The 19,500-nt window shown below is 36.7% G+C and carries 12 protein-coding genes; 9 read left to right on the forward strand and 3 right to left on the reverse strand.

Annotated features, from left to right (window positions below; all coding sequences use genetic code 11):
- Window positions 1-80: 80 nt before the first annotated feature.
- A complete protein-coding gene (locus ACSVH7_RS04240) occupies window positions 81-350 on the reverse strand; it encodes a helix-turn-helix domain-containing protein (protein ID WP_438065452.1) in 270 nt (89 codons plus the stop codon).
- Between the two features lie 245 nt (window positions 351-595).
- On the opposite strand from ACSVH7_RS04240, the gene ACSVH7_RS04245 reads away from it, so the two are divergent.
- Entirely contained in the window at window positions 596-5,539 is a 4,944-nt protein-coding gene (locus ACSVH7_RS04245) for a translocation/assembly module TamB domain-containing protein (protein WP_438065453.1), read from the forward strand.
- Between the two features lie 29 nt (window positions 5,540-5,568).
- Entirely contained in the window at window positions 5,569-7,857 is a 2,289-nt protein-coding gene (locus ACSVH7_RS04250) for a BamA/TamA family outer membrane protein (RefSeq protein ID WP_438065454.1), read from the forward strand.
- Window positions 7,858-8,095: 238 nt separating this feature from the next.
- Here the strand turns inward: ACSVH7_RS04250 and ACSVH7_RS04255 are convergent, their stop codons facing one another.
- Entirely contained in the window at window positions 8,096-10,597 is a 2,502-nt protein-coding gene (locus ACSVH7_RS04255; RefSeq protein ID WP_438065455.1) for a M14 family zinc carboxypeptidase, read from the reverse strand.
- Window positions 10,598-10,856: 259 nt separating this feature from the next.
- Here ACSVH7_RS04255 and ACSVH7_RS04260 point away from each other — a divergent pair, with 259 nt between their 5' ends.
- The gene (locus ACSVH7_RS04260) at window positions 10,857-11,798 is read left to right on the forward strand and encodes a polyphosphate kinase 2 family protein (RefSeq protein ID WP_438065456.1); all 942 of its coding nucleotides are present in this window, start codon (window positions 10,857-10,859) and stop codon (window positions 11,796-11,798) included.
- A 60-nt stretch (window positions 11,799-11,858) separates the two neighbouring features.
- Here the strand turns inward: ACSVH7_RS04260 and ACSVH7_RS04265 are convergent, their stop codons facing one another.
- On the reverse strand, window positions 11,859-12,926 hold the full coding sequence (locus ACSVH7_RS04265; protein ID WP_438065457.1) for an AI-2E family transporter: 1,068 nt from the start codon (window positions 12,924-12,926) through the stop codon (window positions 11,859-11,861).
- Between the two features lie 480 nt (window positions 12,927-13,406).
- On the opposite strand from ACSVH7_RS04265, the gene ACSVH7_RS04270 reads away from it, so the two are divergent.
- The 6 genes from ACSVH7_RS04270 to ACSVH7_RS04295 all read left to right on the forward strand — a co-directional run bounded on the left by ACSVH7_RS04270 (window position 13,407) and on the right by ACSVH7_RS04295 (window position 19,487).
- Window positions 13,407-14,834 (forward strand): L-serine ammonia-lyase, encoded by a 1,428-nt coding sequence (locus ACSVH7_RS04270; protein WP_438065458.1) that lies wholly within the window; start codon window positions 13,407-13,409, stop codon window positions 14,832-14,834.
- Between the two features lie 257 nt (window positions 14,835-15,091).
- The gene (gene panB, locus ACSVH7_RS04275) at window positions 15,092-15,910 is read left to right on the forward strand and encodes a 3-methyl-2-oxobutanoate hydroxymethyltransferase (RefSeq protein WP_438065459.1); all 819 of its coding nucleotides are present in this window, start codon (window positions 15,092-15,094) and stop codon (window positions 15,908-15,910) included.
- Window positions 15,911-16,606 carry an RluA family pseudouridine synthase gene (locus ACSVH7_RS04280; RefSeq protein WP_438065460.1) on the forward strand — a complete coding sequence of 232 codons (696 nt, stop codon included), beginning with the start codon at window positions 15,911-15,913 and terminating at the stop codon, window positions 16,604-16,606.
- 66 nt (window positions 16,607-16,672) lie between these two features.
- Complete coding sequence (locus ACSVH7_RS04285) at window positions 16,673-18,001, forward strand: aldehyde dehydrogenase (protein WP_438065461.1); 1,329 nt, start codon at window positions 16,673-16,675, stop codon at window positions 17,999-18,001.
- On the forward strand, window positions 17,992-18,723 hold the full coding sequence (locus ACSVH7_RS04290; RefSeq protein ID WP_438065462.1) for a nitroreductase family protein: 732 nt from the start codon (window positions 17,992-17,994) through the stop codon (window positions 18,721-18,723). The genes ACSVH7_RS04285 and ACSVH7_RS04290 overlap by 10 nt, the downstream gene beginning before the upstream one ends.
- 11 nt (window positions 18,724-18,734) lie before the next feature.
- Window positions 18,735-19,487 carry a hypothetical protein gene (locus tag ACSVH7_RS04295; protein ID WP_438065463.1) on the forward strand — a complete coding sequence of 251 codons (753 nt, stop codon included), beginning with the start codon at window positions 18,735-18,737 and terminating at the stop codon, window positions 19,485-19,487.
- The last annotated feature ends 13 nt before the right edge of the window (window positions 19,488-19,500 follow it).

Consider the following 19,500-nt stretch of genomic DNA (forward strand, 5'->3'; position numbering starts at 1 on the left):
AACACTTATAAAAAATAACAATAGGAAATTAATAAATAAACTATTTGAGTTTAAAACAAAATACCATTAATCAAAGCATTTCAATTCTCATTTTTTATTTCATAATCATTATGACTATGATTTGGATTAACCTTTTTTAAATCTAAAAGTTCAGATAAATCAACATCAAAAACTTTTGCAAAAACTGCTATATTAGAAAGTGAAATATTTCTTTCTCCACGCTCAACCATTCCAATATATGTTCTATGGAAACCAGTTATAGAAGCCAATTTTTCTTGGCTCAAATTCTTATTAAGCCTCAATTGCTTTACTCTTTCACCAAATTCATTTAATAGAAATGTATTTATCATATCCCAAAACTATACATATTGTATTCTTTAATCAACATACAATATGTATCAGCCTTAATTAATTTAGAAAAAGATTAATAAAAAAAATCAATCTAAAAAATGACTTGTATAAATAGAAATTTGAATAATTTTAGTGAATTTTTTACTGATTATTATAAATTTCCATAATCCAAAATCCCACCTCCCCACCCCTCAACTTGCTATTTTGATCTAAAAAAAGTACTTTTATATTAAAACAAGTACATTTGAAACCCAATCTACAGAAAAGTATTGCCTTGGCACGCCGAATTCTTCCCGGAATGGTGCTTGTCCTCTTACTTTTGGTCTTGCTACTACATTTACCTTTTGTACAGCGCTTCGCCAAAAATCAGGCGGTAGCGTATTTACAGGAAAAAATCAAAACTACTGTTCAAATTGACACCCTTTCGTTTGGGCTATTTCAACCTATACGCGTAAAAGGATTGTTTTTGGCCGATCAAAAAAAAGATACTTTAGTAGCCGGACGCGACTTGAGCGTTGCGATTAACTGGCTGGATTTGGCGAGTAACCAACTAACGCTCAATAGCATTGCTTTAAATGGGGTAACGATCAAAATAGACCAAAACGTTCAGGGAAAATTTAACTTTGACTATATCCTAAAAGCATTTGAAAGTCAAGATGCTAAGGAGAAGTCCGAAAGTTCCTCGATGGCGATCGTCTTGCAAAAAATCAAACTGAGCCGAGTGCGATTGGTCTATCAGGATGTCAAAAATCCTTTGAAAACATCCGTAAAAATTAAACAATTCGATACGCAGTTTCAAACCTTCGATTTAGAAAATCAAATCCTAGCGATTCCAAAAATCAACCTATCCGGTTTGACAGCTAGCGTTGCACTTACAATGAATCCAACGCCACAAAACATCGCGCCCAATGCGATTGCTTCTCCACCAAGTCTACCTTGGAAAGTGAGTTTGGGCGAAATGGATTTGAAAAAAGTACAGTTGGATTATAGCGAAACCTCTCAAAAAATGAAAGGACAGCTTTCCTTTAAACGTTGGTACGCCAAATTGGATTTAATCGATCTAGCGAATGAATTGGTAGTGATTCGAAAAATTCATTTTGACAACTTACGGGGTGCAGTTTCTTTAGGAAAAACGACAAAAATAGCAGCTCCCGCCATAACTACTAACACTACGCCTAACCAATGGGAAGTAAAAATCAATCAAACTGATATCGCTCAACTGTTTTTTCAGTTTGACAACAACAACATTAACCGTTTGTCAAAAGGATTAGATTACAACCATATCCAACTCAAGAAAGCCCATCTCAAAGCGGCTAATTTTCATTACAAGCCCGAATCGATTGCGGTCAACGTAGCCTCTTTTGCCGGAAAAGAACAAAGTGGTTTGGTCATAGACTCCCTCTCCACCGACTTTTTCTTTGGTCCCAAAAACAGCTATTTAAAAAAGCTGTACCTCAAAACACCTCAAACCCTTTTGCGCAACCAAGTGCTTTTGGGCTATCCTTCTATAGCGGCTCTAAGCAAAAATCCGGGTGAGATATCCGTAAAGGCGAATCTAAAAAAGAGTCAGTTGGGTTTCAAAGATGTGCTTTTGTTAGCGCCACAATTGACCAACACCAATCCGTTTGCGAGTAATCCTAAAGGAATTTTGCTGATTAACAGTACCGTTTCGGGTAAACTGAATCGCATCGAAATTCCTAATCTTGAAGTGAGTGGCATTGGCAAAACCAAATTGCAAGCGAGTGGTTCTATCGTTGGCTTACCCAATGTAGACCAAGCCCGATTCGACATCGCTATTCAAAATTTTGAATCATCGGCACAAGATATAAAGCAATTCGCTCCCAAAGGAAGTCTGCCGTCGAACCTTAGCTTACCCAATCAATTGAGCGGAAAAGGAAGTTTCAAAGGTACGATTCATTCCTTTTTTACCGATGTGGTGCTGAACAGTAGTTTTGGCAAAGCCAAAGTAAAAGCCACCTTCGACCAACGCCAAAAAAACAAAGAACGCTACGACGCCCAAGCCGAGTTGACGAATTTTGATATCGGTCGTTTGATACAGAATAAGGATTTGGGGAAAATAAGTAGTCGCATCCGAGTAAAAGGGACGGGATTAGACCCCAAAACAGCTACAATTGTAAGTACAGGAACAGTATCTAAACTGATGTACAACAAGTACACCTATCAAAATTTGAGTTGGAATGGCGCAATGAAACAAGGACTTTTTGAAGCCACGATAGATGCGAACGACCCCAATTTGACCTTTACTTTGACAGGAACTGGAGGTATGAGCGGTAAAACGCCAAAAGGAAACGTAAAACTCCATTTGGACATCGCCGATTTAGAAAAACTAAACCTTCACGCAGGCCCTTTAAAACTGAAAGGCGAAGTCGATGCCAATATCCTTTCCGCCGATTTGGATAGACTTAACGGAACGGTAATCGCACATCAACTCATAATCACCAATGAAAAAGGAGATTTCCCGATAGATTCAGTTCAATTTAAAGCGGTATCCAATAAAGAAAAAACCGAATTGCTCTTGCATTCAAGCCTTATGGATGCGACTATGGAAGGACAATTTAAAATAAGTCAATTAGCAACGGCTTTACAAAACTCGATGGCAAATTATTACAATACAACGCCAAAAGCCAAAAGAAAAACAACGGCTCCGCAACACTTCAGCTTTACGCTCAACACCAAAGAAAGTCCGTTGTTTGCACAGTTATTGCCTGAGGTAAAGGAATTGGCACCTATTCAGTTTTCGGGGCGCTACAATTCGGTAAACGATTCGATTGCAGTCACAGGAAAAATGCCAAAACTAGTGTACGGCAATCAAACCATCACCAATGCCGATTTGAACATTTCCACCAATGATAATGCGCTGAACTATAGCTTGACCATTGATGATATTCAAAATCCACAAATGCAATTGCCTTTTACTTTACTCTCTGGAAAAGTAGCCAACAATCAAATCGATTATGCCTTACAACTTAAAGATAATAAAGACAAAGAGCGTTATTTTCTTGCTGGAAATGTAAAAACCAGTCAAGGCAATACTTTACTCCATTTGGATAAAAATGCGTTACTGAATTACGAAAATTGGCAAATTCCAGAAAACAATCAAATCGTTTCAGCACCCAAAGGATTGATTATTTCGGATTTCAAATTAGAACACGAAGGCAGCAGTATTAGTGTGCAATCGCAAACGCCAAACGCCAATGCCCCCATCGCTTTTGCATTTGAAAATTTCGACATACAAACGATAAGCAGTATGGTCGAAAAAGACGACTGGCAAATGAGCGGAAAAATCAACGGAACGGCTGTGGTCAAAAACATAGCAACGCAACCGCTTTTTACTTCGGATCTCAAAATTGAGGAGCTCACGTTCAAAAAAGATACGGTGGGGACTATTGCCATTCAAGTAAAAAATGAAAATGAAAACCTATATGAAGCGGCCATTTCGTTAACCGGACAAGACAATACGGTTACTATGGCAGGAAAATATGAAAGTAGTAACGGAAACTATGCACTCGATTTGGCCATTGAAAAACTCAATATGAAAAGTATTCAAGGATTTTTCATGGGTGAAGTGACCAAAAGTACTGGATTTTTAACCGGTAATTTTGAAGCTTCAAAAACCAATGACAACTCCACAATGGGTGGAAAAATGCAATTTAATCAAGTCGGTTTTACTGTAAAACAACTCAATGCCAACTTCCATTCACTAAACGACGCCATTACTTTTGATGGAAAAAACATCGTGCTAGATCATTTAACCATCAAAGATGAAAAAGGGAATGATTTGAAGGTGGATGGCGTAATACAAACCGAAACTGGAAAAAACATTGCCTTTGATATTGCCATTGATGCTGATAATTTTAAAGCTATTAATTCCAAGGCGTCGGACAACGAATTATTTTATGGTGAATTATTTTTAAACAATCATATTACGCTTAAAGGAGATCTCAAAAATCCAAAAATTGCAGGAACTATTCAAGTAAATAAAGATACTAAATTTACTATTGTAGTCCCACAATCTGATCCTTCGATTGCTGATCGAGAAGGAATTGTAGAATTTATCGATCAAGATCGCCCCATAGAAGAAGCCATTAAAGCAGCTGAAAAAGAAGTAAATCAAAGTGAAATTATGGGCATCAATGCGTCTATGGACATTTTGATAGACAAAGGCGCCGAATTAACTATGATTATTGACAAAACTACTGGAGACTTTGTAAAAGTAAAAGGGAAAGCCCTGCTCAATGGCGGTATCGACGAATCCGGAAAAACGACTTTAACCGGTAAATATGAATTGGAAGAAGGGGAATATGAAATGACTTTTAGTGGTATCAAGAGAAATTTTGCCATTAAAAAAGGGAGTTATATTTTATGGAAAGGCGCACCGATGGATGCGGATGTAAATTTAATTGCCGTGTATAAAGTGAACACTGCTCCTATTGACTTGGTCGCAAATCAAATTATTGGTTTTTCGGAAACAGAAAAAGCAACATTTAAAGAAAAAATTCCTTTTGAAACCGAGCTGCAAATGACAGGTGAAATCCTGAAACCCGAAATCACCTTTGACATCGTTGTACCCGACAACAATTCGGTTTCCTCAAAAGTAATGAGTACCACCAAGGCAAAGTTAGAGCAATTACGACAAGACCCAAATGAAATGAATAAGCAAGTATTTGCGCTATTGGTATTGGGTAATTTCATGGGAGAAAATCCATTGTCTAGCGAATCTGGTTTCTCTGCCGCCTCGATGGCGAGAGGAAGCGCAAGTAAAATTTTATCCAATCAATTAAACAATCTAGCAGGCGACTTAATTAAAGGTATCGAATTGAATTTTGATGTACAATCCACAGAAGATTATTCTTCTGGAAAAAAAGACGACCGAACCGATTTGAATGTTGGCATCACTAAAAAACTATTCAAAGACCGTGTAAAAATCACCGTGGGAAGTAGTTTTGAATTAGAAGGTAGTCAGCAATCCAATGAAAAATCATCAAATATAGCAGGTGATGTCAGCATCGATTATCAAATTACCAAAGATGGCAGGTATAAATTGAGGGGCTATCGCGTTAATAAATACCAAGTAGCCCTCCAAGGCGAAGTGATCGAAACAGGCATATCCTTTGTTATCACTATGGATTACAATAAATTTAAAGAATTGTTTCAAAAAAGCAAATAAATGACTTAAACCATCAAAGTCAACTGAAAATGTATAAAAAAATAGTACTCATAGCACTGCTCTTTTTAGGGTTACAAAGCTGTTCTCCAACAAAAAATATTGCGGAGGGCGAGTTACTGTACACTGGCGCCAAGGTGACTATTGAAGGGCAAATGACAAAAAAAGAAAAAAAAGCATTGACTGCCTTATTAAGTCCGCTTATTCGTCCCATTCCGAATCAAAAATTTCTAGGAAGTTATCCAAAGTTGTCTATTTACAATTGGGCGGGTATTCCCAAAAAAGAGAAAGGAATACGACACTGGATGCGAACCAAAGCAGGAGAAGCGCCCGTTTTAGGTTCTAGATTAGATCCAGAATACAATCGCTTAGTATTGCAAAATTTTTTAGAAAACAATGGGTATTTTAACGCCAAAACCAAGGTGGACACTTTAATTAAAGGAAAAACCATTCAAGCCATCTACACCATTTCCCCTTCCAAAGCCTTCAAAATTAAAAATGTTTTTTTTCCAAATGATTCCTCTGAATTATCCAAAGCCATACAGTCTACCGCCAAAAGGAGTTTATTAAAAATTGGTGCTATTTATACATTAGAAACCATAAAAGAAGAAAGAATACGAATTGATGAACGAATTAAAGAAAAAGGATTTTACTATTTTAGTCCTGAATACCTAAAAATCCAAGTAGATACCACAATAGGCGATGCTACAGTTGATTTGATTATCAAAGTCAAAGACGAAGCCCCTAGCAAAGCCAAATCAATTTATAAGATTAACAATATTGTAGTACACACCAATTATTCAGTAGGAAAAGACACCCTTATTACTACCCAAATAGCCCCGCCTAATTATAAGGATTTCAACATAATTGATCCTGATTCCTTGTTCAAACCTATTATTTTTGATCGATCCCTTTTCTTCAAAAAAGAAGAGGTTTATAATCGAAGCAACCAAAACTTATCACTGAATCGATTAGTGAATTTAGGTACTTTTAAGATGGTTAGAAATGAATTTAAACCCTCTTTAAAAGAAGGAAATTATTTGGATGCTTATTATTATTTGTCGCCCAATGAAAAAAAATCATTACGATTTGAGCTACTTGCCAAAAGTAATTCAGCCAATTATCAAGGAACAGAACTCAATGCTAATTGGAGTCATCGCAATACTTTTAGAGGAGCTGAACTATTGACTGTATCTGTCTTTGGTGGATTTGAAATTCAAGTTTCAGGGCAAAATAAAGGATTCAACGTCTATCGTGTGGGCAGCGAAGCGAACTTGATTTGGCCAAGAATGATTGCTCCTATCCGATTTAAAATGACAGACCGTTTTACACCAACTACCAAAGCAACAATAGGATACGAATACCAAGAGCGCCAACAACTCTATACACTTCAAACTTTTAAAGCACTTTTTGGTTACAACTGGAAAGAAAATGCCCGAAGAGAACATACTCTAAATCTTGGCGAAGTGATTTTTGCCCGACCTAGAAACGTAACTCAATTGTATCTTGATGAAATAGAAAATAATCCTTCACTGAAAAAAGTTATTGAACGCCAACTTATTTTTGGCCCCACTTACTCCTTTACCTATTCTAATACAGCTCAAAAAAGAAAGAAAAACACCCTGTACTACAAAGGCACGATCGATGTTTCAGCGGCGTTGACAGGCATAATTGCTGGGGCCAACATCGATAAAAAGGATACTTTAAAAATATTTAGTGTTCCTTTTAGTCAATACATAAAATTGGAAAATGAATTCCGCCATTATTTAAAAATAAGAAAAGAAAGCCAATTGGCCAGTCGAATTATTGTAGGAACCGCTTTGCCTTTTGGGAATTCTAAAGAAATGCCGTTTATCAAACAGTTTTTTATTGGAGGGACGAACAGTATTCGTGCCTTTAGAGCGCGTTCCATTGGTCCAGGAAGTTCCATAGATCCTGCGTTAAATACAGAAGGATTTTTGGCCGATCAATCAGGAGATATCAAAATCGAGCTCAATACAGAATTCCGCACTACACTATTTAGTTTTGTAAAAGGGGCTGCTTTTATTGATGCAGGAAATATTTGGTTACTCAATGAAAACAAAGACAAACCAGGAGCTAAATTTTCTAAAAACTTTATGAAAGAAATGGCTGTCGGTGCAGGACTTGGATTGCGATTTGACTTTAATTTTTTGGTACTTCGAACGGATTTTGCTTTCCCGCTCCGCAAGCCTTACCTTCCTGAAGGGAAACGTTGGGTCATTGACCAAATCAATTTGGGTAATGGAGCGTGGAGAAAAGAGAATTTGATTTTTAACTTGGCTATTGGGTATCCGTTTTAGTGTTTGTTTTAAACTTAAAAAACTTAACCACAAAGGACACAAAGGAGGCACAAAGGACACAAAAAATTTACCGCAATGTTCGCAAAGGGATACGCAAGGGGCGCAAAAATTAAACGATTAAACGATTAAACAATTAAACGATTAAACAATTAAACAGTTAACCGATTAAACAGTTAAACAATCAACAAAAAAAGCGCGACCCTAAGAATCGCGCTTTTTTGTTTAAGATAAATAAAGGCTAGTTCACCAAGAACAAAGCATTGCTAAAGAGTAAATTTCCATTCTCCCAGAATGCTCTAAACAATGGATTATCTACCATATAAATTACTTTTCCAGAACCTTTGTAGTCTATGGCGAAATTTACCGTTTCGGGTAATTCTTTACCAATTTCGTGACCTACGAAACCATAGCTTTTGTAGCCTTTAGGAACATAAGCAATATTCGAAGCATTTTTCAATAAAGCATAATGACGGCTATCGGTTTTTAAACTGAAATATTTTTTCCCTAAACCAAATGCCATAGGATGAGTAACATCCAAAACATTCTCGATAATCGCACCTGGTATAGCATCCGACATCGCACGACGCTCTTCGTTGGCCGAATCTAAGAAACGTTTTTTCAATTCTTTTTCTTTGGCGTTTTTTTCTGCTTTTTGCTTGTCATCATCGGTCGCGTGAGCATTTAATGCAAAACCATCTTTTCCATCAAAAATATCCAAAGCTCCGTTCATAGCAATAATTTTTCCACCGCTACTCACCCATTCGCTGATACGTTTTTGTTCGCCTTCAGAGAAATCATAATTACCATCTGCCAAAATCAAGGTGTTGAATTCGTGCAATTTTACTCTACGGAAACGATCCACATCTACAATGCTTACAGGATAACCAACGGTTTCTTCTAAATAAAACCAAACCGAACCAAAGTCAGTAGCATTTACTCCTCTTCCTGATAAGAACAAGATTTTCGGAGCCGTCAACAATGGGAAATTTTCTCCTCCTAAATCTCTGGCATTCTTAGAAAACCCAGAAGATATAACCGAAAAATCCGATTTCTTCTTCACGATTTCACCCACTACTTTTTCAAATTCAACCACCTTTGGATTATCGCCTTTGCTTACAATTAATCCCCCTGGTGCTATAGTAGTGCTTCCAAAAACAGCTTGTTTCATTGCTGAACGCACTTTGATTCCTTTTTGGTGCAATAGCGCTACCACTTGAGCCGAAGTACGATTGTTCCAAGGAATATGAAACGCATACACTGAACTTGGAATAGATGAAGAATCTACTTCAATTGATGGTTTTGTTTTGATATTGATGCCGTTTTTCAAAGCATAGCCTTCAACTCCATACGCTAGTGGCAAAGCCCAAGCCGTAATGTCATAAGACAAACTATCATTCAATTTGTGATTAGGTTCGAACAAAATTTGGGCAAAAACCGCTTTTTGTTGGTCTACTTTAATGATCATATCATTGGGCTCGATGGTAAAGCTATTGTCTTTTTTTGTTTGGTAATTAAAACCACTTGCTGATTGTTTGGCATCGGCATACGAAAATTCAATTTTGTTTTTTTGCAACAAATCAGCCAATTGCTCTAATTTAGGATTACTTTTCATTACATAAGTTGCATACTTCCCTTTCATTGTTTTTCTAGAAGTATTCATAAACCCTCTAAACCCTTTCAACAAAGGCTCCACTTGAGAAGCAGCCGATTCCACTATTGTTAAAACAGTTGTCGCGTGATGCGTTAAACGATCTTTGATAGTTACACTCGCTCCGTTTTCCATCGTTACTTCTCTACCTGCTCCAATACCACCTTGCTCTACTGTCATACCAACAGCACCATTATAGGTTGGATAGGTGTCTCCATAACTTGGGTAAAACAAATCAAAACGCTCGCTAGTGTTGTATAACCAATTTTGAGCGTCGAATTTAGCGGATATATTTTTTCCCAACAAGGCATGAAAATCCCTTTGATATGGCTCAATAAACTCATGCAAAGGTTCTGCGGATGGTGGGAAAAAGTAAGGCGAATTATAACCTTGTTCGTGAACGTCTGTATGCACTTGGGGCATCCATTGGTTGTACAAAGCGATACGTTGCTGGCTTTCTTTTTGCGTTTGCCAAGCCCAGTCTCTGTTCAAATCAAAAATGTAGTGATTGTAGCGCCCACCTGGCCATTCTTCCATGTGTTCTCTATCGGTAAGATCTGGATGCGTGTTTTTCCCAGCGATTTCATGCAACCAATTTCCGTATCTAGAATACCCATCAGGATTAATACAAGGATCTAAAATTACCACCGTATTTTTCAACCATTCTTTGGTCGTTTTATTTTCTGGATTGGTCAATTCGTAGGCAACCGTCAAAGCACTTTCGGTTCCTGCCCATTCGTTTCCATGAACGTTGAAGCTCAACCAAACAATCAATTTATCCCCAATAGTTTTGGATTGATTGGGAGCCATACCAATGGCTGCTAAATTGTTCAAACGAATTTCCTCCAAATTCGCTAAATTCTCAGGAGTAGAAATATAATACACATTCAAATTGCGGTGTTCGGCAGTTTGTCCGTATCGATAGGATTTGATATTGGATGTTTGTGCAACCAAATGCTCAAAATAATCTTCAACTTGATGATAAAAAGTAATGTGTTTGCCATAATCAGGAAGGAATTGACTAGGGCTTTTCACTTGGGCCGAAACACAAGTGATCACGAATAAAAATAAGAACAGAATTAGTTTCTTCATATTGTTTTTGGTTTATAAAGATTCAAAAATAAGGAAACCTAAGGTTTTGACCTAAATAAATTAAAAACTTACCCATAAGCCGATTTTGAACGACTTTTTAGCTCGAAAAACAAAAAAACATTGGTATACAAGGCTTTAAAAAATCACAATTAAAAACAATCGGTATTATTTTATTTTCATACAATAAATTAAAAAAGTAAATTTGAGTAAACCTATTGAAAAACAACCATTTAAAAACGCGTCTTAAAACCAAATATCCATGAGTAAAGAAGAAAAACCAAAGAAAAAAAAGCTCCTTTTTGAAAAATTAAATCCAAAAGAACGAATCGAAAGAGCCAAGCAATTTTCGGCACAATTTAAAGTCAAAGAAGAGGATAACTTTCAATTATCGGATTACAAAACCGATATTGATGTAGAACTTAGCAATAAGAAATTGGATAAGATTCTAGCGCTTGGCGTGGAGGCTTTGGCTGATATGCAAGAAATCTTATACGCTCAGGACAAATGGTCGCTATTACTTGTTTTTCAAGCGATGGATGCTGCTGGAAAAGATGGCGCCATCAAGCATGTACTTTCGGGCGTCAATCCACAAGGGTGTCAAGTCTCATCTTTCAAAGCACCGAGTTCCGAAGAATTGGACCATGATTTTCTTTGGCGTTGCCAAAAACACTTACCCGAACGTGGTCGAATAGGTATTTTTAATCGTTCGTATTATGAAGAAGTATTGGTCGTTCGGGTGCACGAACAAATTCTGAAAACCCAAAAGCTCCCTCAAGAATTGGTTACAGAATCTATTTGGGAGGAGCGTTTTGAAGACATTTGCAATTTTGAAAAATACCTAAATCGCAATGGAACTATCGTAATCAAATTTTTCTTGAATGTATCCAAAGAAGAACAAAAAAAACGTTTCATAGAGCGCATTGACGACCAAGATAAAAACTGGAAATTCAGCGCTTCCGATGCGAAAGAAAGAGCTTTTTGGGACGATTATATGAATGCATACCAAGATTTGATTCAAAAAACAAGCACCGCTCACTCGCCTTGGTATGTGGTGCCTGCAGATAATAAATCGTATGCTCGCATTGTCATTGCTTCGGCCATCATCAATGCTTTGGATGAAATGGGATTAGAATACCCTAGAGTAAGTCCAGAAAAAGTAGCCGAATTACAAGAAATTAGAAAGGCTTTACTGGAAGAATAATCATAAAATCCTTTGCCAAATTCGATACCTTTTTGGGCAAAGGATTTTTTATATGTCTTATTAATTCTCAGTTTCTAGCCAAGCTAAACATAATTTATACCCAATGGTCAAAACCACAGCCCCAAGAAAAAGTCCTAAAAAGCCACTCAACATAAAGCCACCAATTGCTCCTAAAAAAACAACTAACATCGGAACAGGTGCGTTTTTACCTAACAAAATAGGCTTCAATACATTATCAATTAATAACGTTACTAATAACCAAATTGAAAGCAAGATTGCCGTTGTTGTATCAGATACTGAAAACATATAAATGGCAATAGGAATTGCAATAGGCCCAATCCCAATTTGAATCACGGCCAAAACTAAGCAAGCTACAGACCATAATCCTGCAAAAGGCACACCCGCAACAAAAAAACCAATTCCTGCCATAACAGCTTGTATTGCCGCTACTCCCAAAAATCCTTTTACTACATTTTGAATAGTAGTCACCGTAATTGATGCAAAATGATCCCCTCTTTCACCTGCTAATTTGACAAATATTTTACTTGAAATCACTTTTAAATCTTCTGAAAAAGCCAATAAAAATCCCGCAATTATTATCGAAACATTAAACTGTAAAATCCCTTTCCCAATTTCAGCCAAAGCTCCTAAAATCCAAGTACCAACAACCGTAATTTGATCCGCATATTGTATTACGGTTTCTTGTAAATTATCAGAGGCATGTTGCCATATTTCAACAATTGGTTGAGCAAAAGAAGGCCAATTAGCAGTCACTTCATTGGGTGGTGGTATGATCGGCTTTCCAGATTGATACGTATCGGTGAGGTATCGAATCCCTTCATACAAAGATTCTGTGACCAAAAAACTGGGTACAATAATCAAACTTAACAACAAAATGGTTATAAGAACTACCGGGGTTTTGGTTCTACCTCGAAACAATTTTATCGAAGATAAATAAATAGGATACAAGGCCACTGCAATAACTATGGCCCATATTAAAACTAAAATAAATGGTTTTAAAATAGAAAAACACCAAAAGAATATTAAAAAAAGCATTCCCAAACGGATGATAATATCAATAATCTTCTCTAGTTTATTTTCTTTTGAGTGCTCTGGGTTTGTCTCCATGTGCTTTATGTTTTGTTTGTAAAAGTAGACCTTTTAGCTTTATCGATTTTGCGTTTTTTCGTTAAGAAATGCCTAATTATAGCCTTAATTTTAAGAACTTATTGATTTATTTTTCAATCTAAGTTAAAAAAATAAAAATAAAAAAAGTAGCTAACACTACAAATTTAAGATGCAATTGCACTTTACTACTGATTTCGAGAAAGTAGCGCTTTGACAATTCACACCAACTTAAACACAAAGTTCGTAAATGAAAAATCGCAAGGCTTACAATGTATGATGCTTTGTGCTATGTAAAAGAACCAAATAACATCCAATTTTGAACAACTAACAAAACAAACACTCTTCCCAATATTTAGCAAATCACCAAATTGAATATATAAAAAAAAAGAATGCTACAACACAAGTCTTATTAACAGATTATTTTTTGCAGATTTAACATTGATTCCTATATCTTTGTTTAACAAATTTTACTCTAGAATTATGGAAGAATGCATTTCAGTTTTCGATATGTTAAAGATTGGCGTAGGGCCATCTAGTTCTCACACCTTAGGTCCGTGGCGTGCTGCCGAACGTTTCCTTGAAGAATTACGTCAGGATTTTGATTTGGACAGTATCACTAGAGTAAAAGTAGATTTGTATGGTTCGTTGTCTTTGACTGGAAAAGGACACGCCACCGATTTGGCCGTAATGCTTGGTTTGAGTGGTCAAGACCCAGAGTACATTCCGGTGCAAGATATTGACGGAATCATCAAAGCGATAGAAAACAATCATTTGATTCAATTAGGCAACGAGAAAGCCCTTCCTTTTTATATTTTACAAGACATTGTTTTTCATAAAGAGTTTCTTCCTTTCCACGCCAATGGGTTAACCTTTACCTCTTATTTTGAAAATGAATCCGAATATGCTTCTACTTTTTATTCTATTGGAGGCGGATTTGTGGTAAAAGAAGAGCGCAGCAATGCCAAAAAGAAAATCGCTATAAAATGTGCATTCCCCTTCCCTATCAACAATGCCGCTGAACTACTAGAATATAGCATAAAAGAAAACAAAAATATTTCAGAAATTGTTTATGCGAATGAGATTTCGATGCGACCTGAAGCTGAAGTGCATAGTGAACTATTGCGCATTTGGCACACGATGTTAGAATGTATGTACATAGGCTGTCATTCAGAAGGCATATTGCCGGGTGGACTCAATGTTCGCAGAAGAGCCTTTGATATGCATCAAAATTTGATTGGATTATCGAATTATGATTCGCCACAATCTTGGTTGGAAGAAATTCGTAAAACCGAGGTAAAGTTTCGTCAAATTCTAAAATGGGTAAGCTGTTTTGCTCTGGCGGTAAACGAAGTAAATGCCGCTTTGGGACGCGTAGTAACTGCGCCAACCAACGGAAGTGCTGGCGTTATTCCAGCCGTATTGATGTATTATATGGTGATTGAAAACCATCAAGCCGACGAGAAACAAATCAAACAATTCTTGATGGTAGCAGGCGAAATCGGAAGTATTTTCAAAAAAGGAGCCACTATCTCGGCCGCTATGGGTGGTTGTCAAGCCGAAATCGGCGTGTCATCGGCTATGGCTGCGGGCGCTTTATGCGAAGTAATGGGTGGAACCCCTGCACAAGTATTAATGGCCGCCGAAATTGCAATGGAGCACCACTTAGGCTTAACTTGTGATCCAATTGGTGGTTTGGTTCAAATTCCGTGTATTGAGCGCAATACGATGGGCGCTATTAAAGCCATCAACGCAGCAGAATTGGCGCTCGAAACCGATTCGAAAAACGCCAAAGTGCCCTTGGATAAAGTAATTGATACGATGTGGCAAACTGCCAAAGATATGAACTCTAAGTACAAAGAAACCTCAGAGGGTGGATTGGCTATAGCGGTAAATATGGCGGATTGTTAATATTAAATCAATCCGTTTATGAAACTTTTCATGGTCAATAATTGGACTAAAAATTACCAAGTATACTCTTAACTGAAATTCCATGTTCTTTTACAGTTCTTGTTTTTTTTTATACAAACCTCTCAAATAAATTTCAAAAAAGAGCATTTACAATGGAGTAGCGATAAAACTACATTGCATAAATATAAAAGGAAGAACATACGGATAGAACTATACAATTTAGTATTTTTGCATCCTAAAAATTAAATTATAACGGTATGTCAGTTGCCAAAAAAGATTACAAAAAGATTACTACAAAATCTCTAATCGAGATGAAAGCTAATGGTGAAAAAATCTCAATGCTCACCGCTTATGATTTTACCATGGCTAAAATAGTAGATACCGCCGGCATCGATGTGATACTAGTGGGAGATTCTGCTTCGAACGTAATGGCCGGTCATGAAACCACGTTACCCATTACCTTAGATCAAATGATTTATCATGCTTCCTCTGTAGTTAGAGCCGTTGACCGAGCCTTAATTGTAGTCGATTTGCCTTTTGGAAGTTACCAATCTGACCCAAAAGAAGCCTTGCGTTCTTCCATCAGAATTATGAAAGAAAGTGGGGGGCACGCTGTTAAATTAGAAGGAGGTAAAGAAATAAAAGAATCCATAAAGAAGATCTTAAATGCTGGAATACCAGTAATGGGTCATTTAGGATTAACGCCTCAATCAATATACAAATTTGGAACGTATACCGTAAGAGCAAAAGAAGAAGAAGAAGCTGAAAAATTACTGGAAGATGCTCAAATGCTAGAAAAATTAGGCTGTTTTGCTCTTGTTTTAGAAAAAATACCGGCACATTTAGCTGAAAAAGTAGCGCAGAGTATTTCTATCCCTGTAATTGGAATTGGAGCTGGTGGTGGCGTTGACGGTCAGGTATTAGTGATTCACGACATGTTGGGAATGAATAATGAATTTAGTCCTCGTTTTTTGCGTCGCTATTTGAATTTATACGAACAAATGACGGGCGCTATCAGTAGTTATGTAGCAGACGTAAAATCGCAAGATTTTCCCAATACAAATGAACAGTATTAAATGAAAATAATTTCTACCAAAAACAATCTTCAAATACTTCATGAAGACAATCATCTAATCGTGATAAATAAGAGGGTGGGTGATTTGGTGCAAGGTGATAAAACGGGAGACAAACCACTTTCGGATATCGTAAAAGAATATTTAAAAGAGAAATATAGTAAGCCTGGCGAAGTTTTTTTGGGGGTAATTCATCGTTTGGATCGCCCCACAACGGGATTAGTTGTTTTTGCAAAAACCAGCAAAGCACTTAGCAGGATGAATGAGCAATTCAGCAAAAGAGAAACCCAAAAAACCTATTGGGCCGTGGTTAAAAACAAACCCGAAAAACCACAAGCACAATTGGTTCATTACCTCAAAAGAAACGAAAAAAACAATACTTCAAGGGCACATATCAAAGAAGTTCCTGATAGTAAATTGGCCAGTTTGGACTATACCATTATCAAAGAACTTACGAACTATTTTGCTTTAGAAATCAATCTACATACTGGGAGACATCACCAAATTAGAGCGCAATTGTCCGCTATCAATTGTCCTATAAAAGGCGATTTAAAATATGGTTTTGATCGAAGCAATCCTGATGGTGGTATTCATTTGCATGCTCGAAAACTAGTATTCACGCATCCCGTTTCTAAAGAATCTCTTGAAATTCTTGCTCCTGTACCAGAAGACTCGATTTGGAAAGTACTCGAATCCTAATGATGTGATTCCGTTTTTTATGTTAAAAAAAAACTAACTTGCAGGACCAAATTTCAATCGCAAAAAATGAATTACAAAACCAGTGTAGCTTTTAGAAAAGAAACTTTAGTAAAACTGCTCAATGCTGTGGTACAATTAGAAGATGAAATCATTCAAGCACTTTACAATGATTTCAAAAAACCAGCTTTTGAATCTGTTGTCACTGAAACTAGCTATGTCATTTCCGAGTTAAAAGATGCTATAAAAAATATAAAAAAGTGGGCAAAACCCCAACCTGTTTGGCCCTCATTACTCAACTTTCCATCCACAGATTACATCCTTAGAGAGCCTTACGGCAAAACACTCATTATTGCGCCTTGGAATTATCCTTTTCAACTGGCACTTTGCCCTTTAGTTGCAGCGGTGGCTGCTGGGAATCAAGTGGTATTAAAACCCTCAGAATTAACTCCAAATACGGCGGCAATTCTTGAGAAAATCATTGAAAACGTATTTCATGTAGAACATGTTCGAATAGTAAACGGCGGTGTAGAAGTGGCTCAAAAGCTCTTGTCGCAACGCTGGGATTACATCTTTTTTACTGGAAGTGTGCCCGTTGGAAAAATTGTCGCAAAAGCTGCTGCTGAACATTTGACTCCAATAACTTTAGAATTAGGTGGAAAAAATCCCTGTATCATTGACGAAACTGCCAATTTGAAATTAGCCGCAAAACGCATCGTTTGGGGGAAATTCATCAATGCTGGACAAACTTGTATTGCTCCTGATTACATTGTGATCCAAAAAGATATGAAAAGTCATTTTGTGACTTTTTTAAAAGAAGAACTAAAAAAAGCTTATGGTGAGGACCCAAAAAAATCCCCCGATTTCGCTCGTATCATAAATGAAAAAAATTGGCTTCGATTAGTCAACATGATCGAAGCGGAAAAAGTTATTGTCGGGGGGGAATCCGACATAGACGATTGTTATATCGCGCCTACTGTAATAGAAGAAAATACTTTAGATAGTCTTGTGATGCAAGACGAAATATTTGGTCCAATATTACCTATATTGACTTTCAATACCACAGAGGAATTAGAGGCAATCCTTTCAAAATATGAAAAGCCCCTAGCCTTTTATGTATTTACCGAAAATCATACTTTTGGTAAGCAAATTATGAAGCAATATTCTTTTGGTGGTGGATGCATTAATGATACCGTCATTCATTTTTCTAATCAAAGACTGCCTTTTGGCGGTGTAGGTCACAGTGGTATAGGCGCCTACCACGGAAAACTAAGCTTTGATACTTTTTCACATAAAAAAGGAATTGTAAAAAAGGCGAATTGGTTAGATTTACCCATGCGTTATGCTCCTTACAAAGACAAATTACCAACCATTAAAAAACTTTTAAATTGGCTATAGAAAAAACTGTTAGTGAAGCAATTTACTACCGAAGATCAGTTCGTGTATTTAAAAACGACGCGATTGATGAAGAAAAAGTAAAACAATGTATTGCTCTAGCCACATTAGCACCCACAAGCAGTAATATGCAACTTTGGGAGTTTTATCATATTGTAAATCCAGAAACAATTCAAGCAATAGCTAAAGCCAGTTTTGATCAAAATGCTGCAAAAACAGCAAATCAACTAGTAGTGGTAGTGGCCAGAAAAGACCTTTGGAAGCAACGAAAAGAAGCAAATATTGCTTTTTTAAAATCACAATTTGGTAATAAAAGTAAATCCGAATATACCAAAAGAGAACAATTTGCTTTAAATTATTACCAGAAAATAATCCCCACCATTTATACCGATTTTTTTGGTATTTTAGGAGCTATCAAAAATTTGACATTCCAATGTATTGGGCTATTCAAACCCATTTATCGTCAAGTTCGCACTAGCGACATGAGAATTGTAGCCCATAAAAGTGCAGCATTAGCGGCTCAAAATTTTATGATTAGCATGGCGGCGATTAATTATGACACTTGCCCAATGGAAGGCTTTGATTCATTGCAAATAAAAAAAATTATCAACCTACCTTCTAGTTGCGAAATCACGATGATACTAGGCTGCGGTATTCGCGACGAAAATGGTATTTATGGAGAACGCTTTAGAATCCCTTTTTCGGATGTTTATAAAAAAATATAAAACTATACACCATGGCTTTTGAATCCAAACCTACAGAAAATAAATTCTACACTAATGAAATTCGCTTTGAAACGGTCATTAACAAAGCTTTTGCTAATTACAAAAAAATAGCACTATACGCTGGATTAGCGCTGTTTGTTTTCTTTTTCTTACTTATCATAGTAGCCACTGCACTTTCAACACAATTAATAGGAGCGGAAAATATCAATGAAAAATCGATGATGCATTTTCAAAAATTACTAATAACCCCGCCGTACCTTTGGTATTACAAAGGATTTTCGGTACTCCTTGGAAGCTTCTTAAGCCCATTCATGGCTGGATTCTACAAAATGGCCGATGCAGCTGAAAAAGACATTTCTTTTGGCGTTAGAGACCTTTTTTCTTATTATAGCTCTCCCCTTTTCTTCTCAATTTTTGGAGTTACTTTTCTCATCAGTTTTATCACAAATGGTTTAAGCATACTTTTCGATCAAATAGGATTCTCATTTGTGGGCGTATTGCTAGGTCTACTCATCAATTTCACCACGCTTTTGACGGTTCCTTTTATAATTTTTGGCAATAAAAACACTTTTGAAGCGATTCAAACCAGTATTCAAATTACCCTAAAACAAGCTTGGGTGATCTTTCTGCTTGTTTTTGTTGGCTTTATCGGAGTGTTATTAGGTCTATTCGCTTTTTGTATCGGAATAATTTTCACCTACCCATTTTTGATTTCAGTAGTGTACCAAATTTATATCGAAATTACAGCTACTCCCTCTGAATGAGTCTTGTATCTGT

The organism is Flavobacterium sp. TSSA_36 (assembly GCF_051547165.1).
GTDB lineage: Bacteria > Bacteroidota > Bacteroidia > Flavobacteriales > Flavobacteriaceae > Flavobacterium.

Excerpts from the sequence above, each read along its gene's own strand:
- ACSVH7_RS04280 (WP_438065460.1), top strand. The coding sequence starts at position 15,911 with ATGAAAATAATTTCTACCAAAAACAATCTTCAAATACTTCATGAAGAC.
- ACSVH7_RS04295 (WP_438065463.1), top strand. The coding sequence starts at position 18,735 with ATGGCTTTTGAATCCAAACCTACAGAAAATAAATTCTACACTAATGAA.
- ACSVH7_RS04240 (WP_438065452.1), bottom strand. The coding sequence starts at position 350 with ATGATAAATACATTTCTATTAAATGAATTTGGTGAAAGAGTAAAGCAA.
- panB (WP_438065459.1), top strand. The coding sequence starts at position 15,092 with ATGTCAGTTGCCAAAAAAGATTACAAAAAGATTACTACAAAATCTCTA.
- ACSVH7_RS04260 (WP_438065456.1), top strand. The coding sequence starts at position 10,857 with ATGAGTAAAGAAGAAAAACCAAAGAAAAAAAAGCTCCTTTTTGAAAAA.
- ACSVH7_RS04250 (WP_438065454.1), top strand. The coding sequence starts at position 5,569 with ATGTATAAAAAAATAGTACTCATAGCACTGCTCTTTTTAGGGTTACAA.
- ACSVH7_RS04285 (WP_438065461.1), top strand. The coding sequence starts at position 16,673 with ATGAATTACAAAACCAGTGTAGCTTTTAGAAAAGAAACTTTAGTAAAA.
- ACSVH7_RS04270 (WP_438065458.1), top strand. The coding sequence starts at position 13,407 with ATGGAAGAATGCATTTCAGTTTTCGATATGTTAAAGATTGGCGTAGGG.
- ACSVH7_RS04255 (WP_438065455.1), bottom strand. The coding sequence starts at position 10,597 with ATGAAGAAACTAATTCTGTTCTTATTTTTATTCGTGATCACTTGTGTT.
- ACSVH7_RS04265 (WP_438065457.1), bottom strand. The coding sequence starts at position 12,926 with ATGGAGACAAACCCAGAGCACTCAAAAGAAAATAAACTAGAGAAGATT.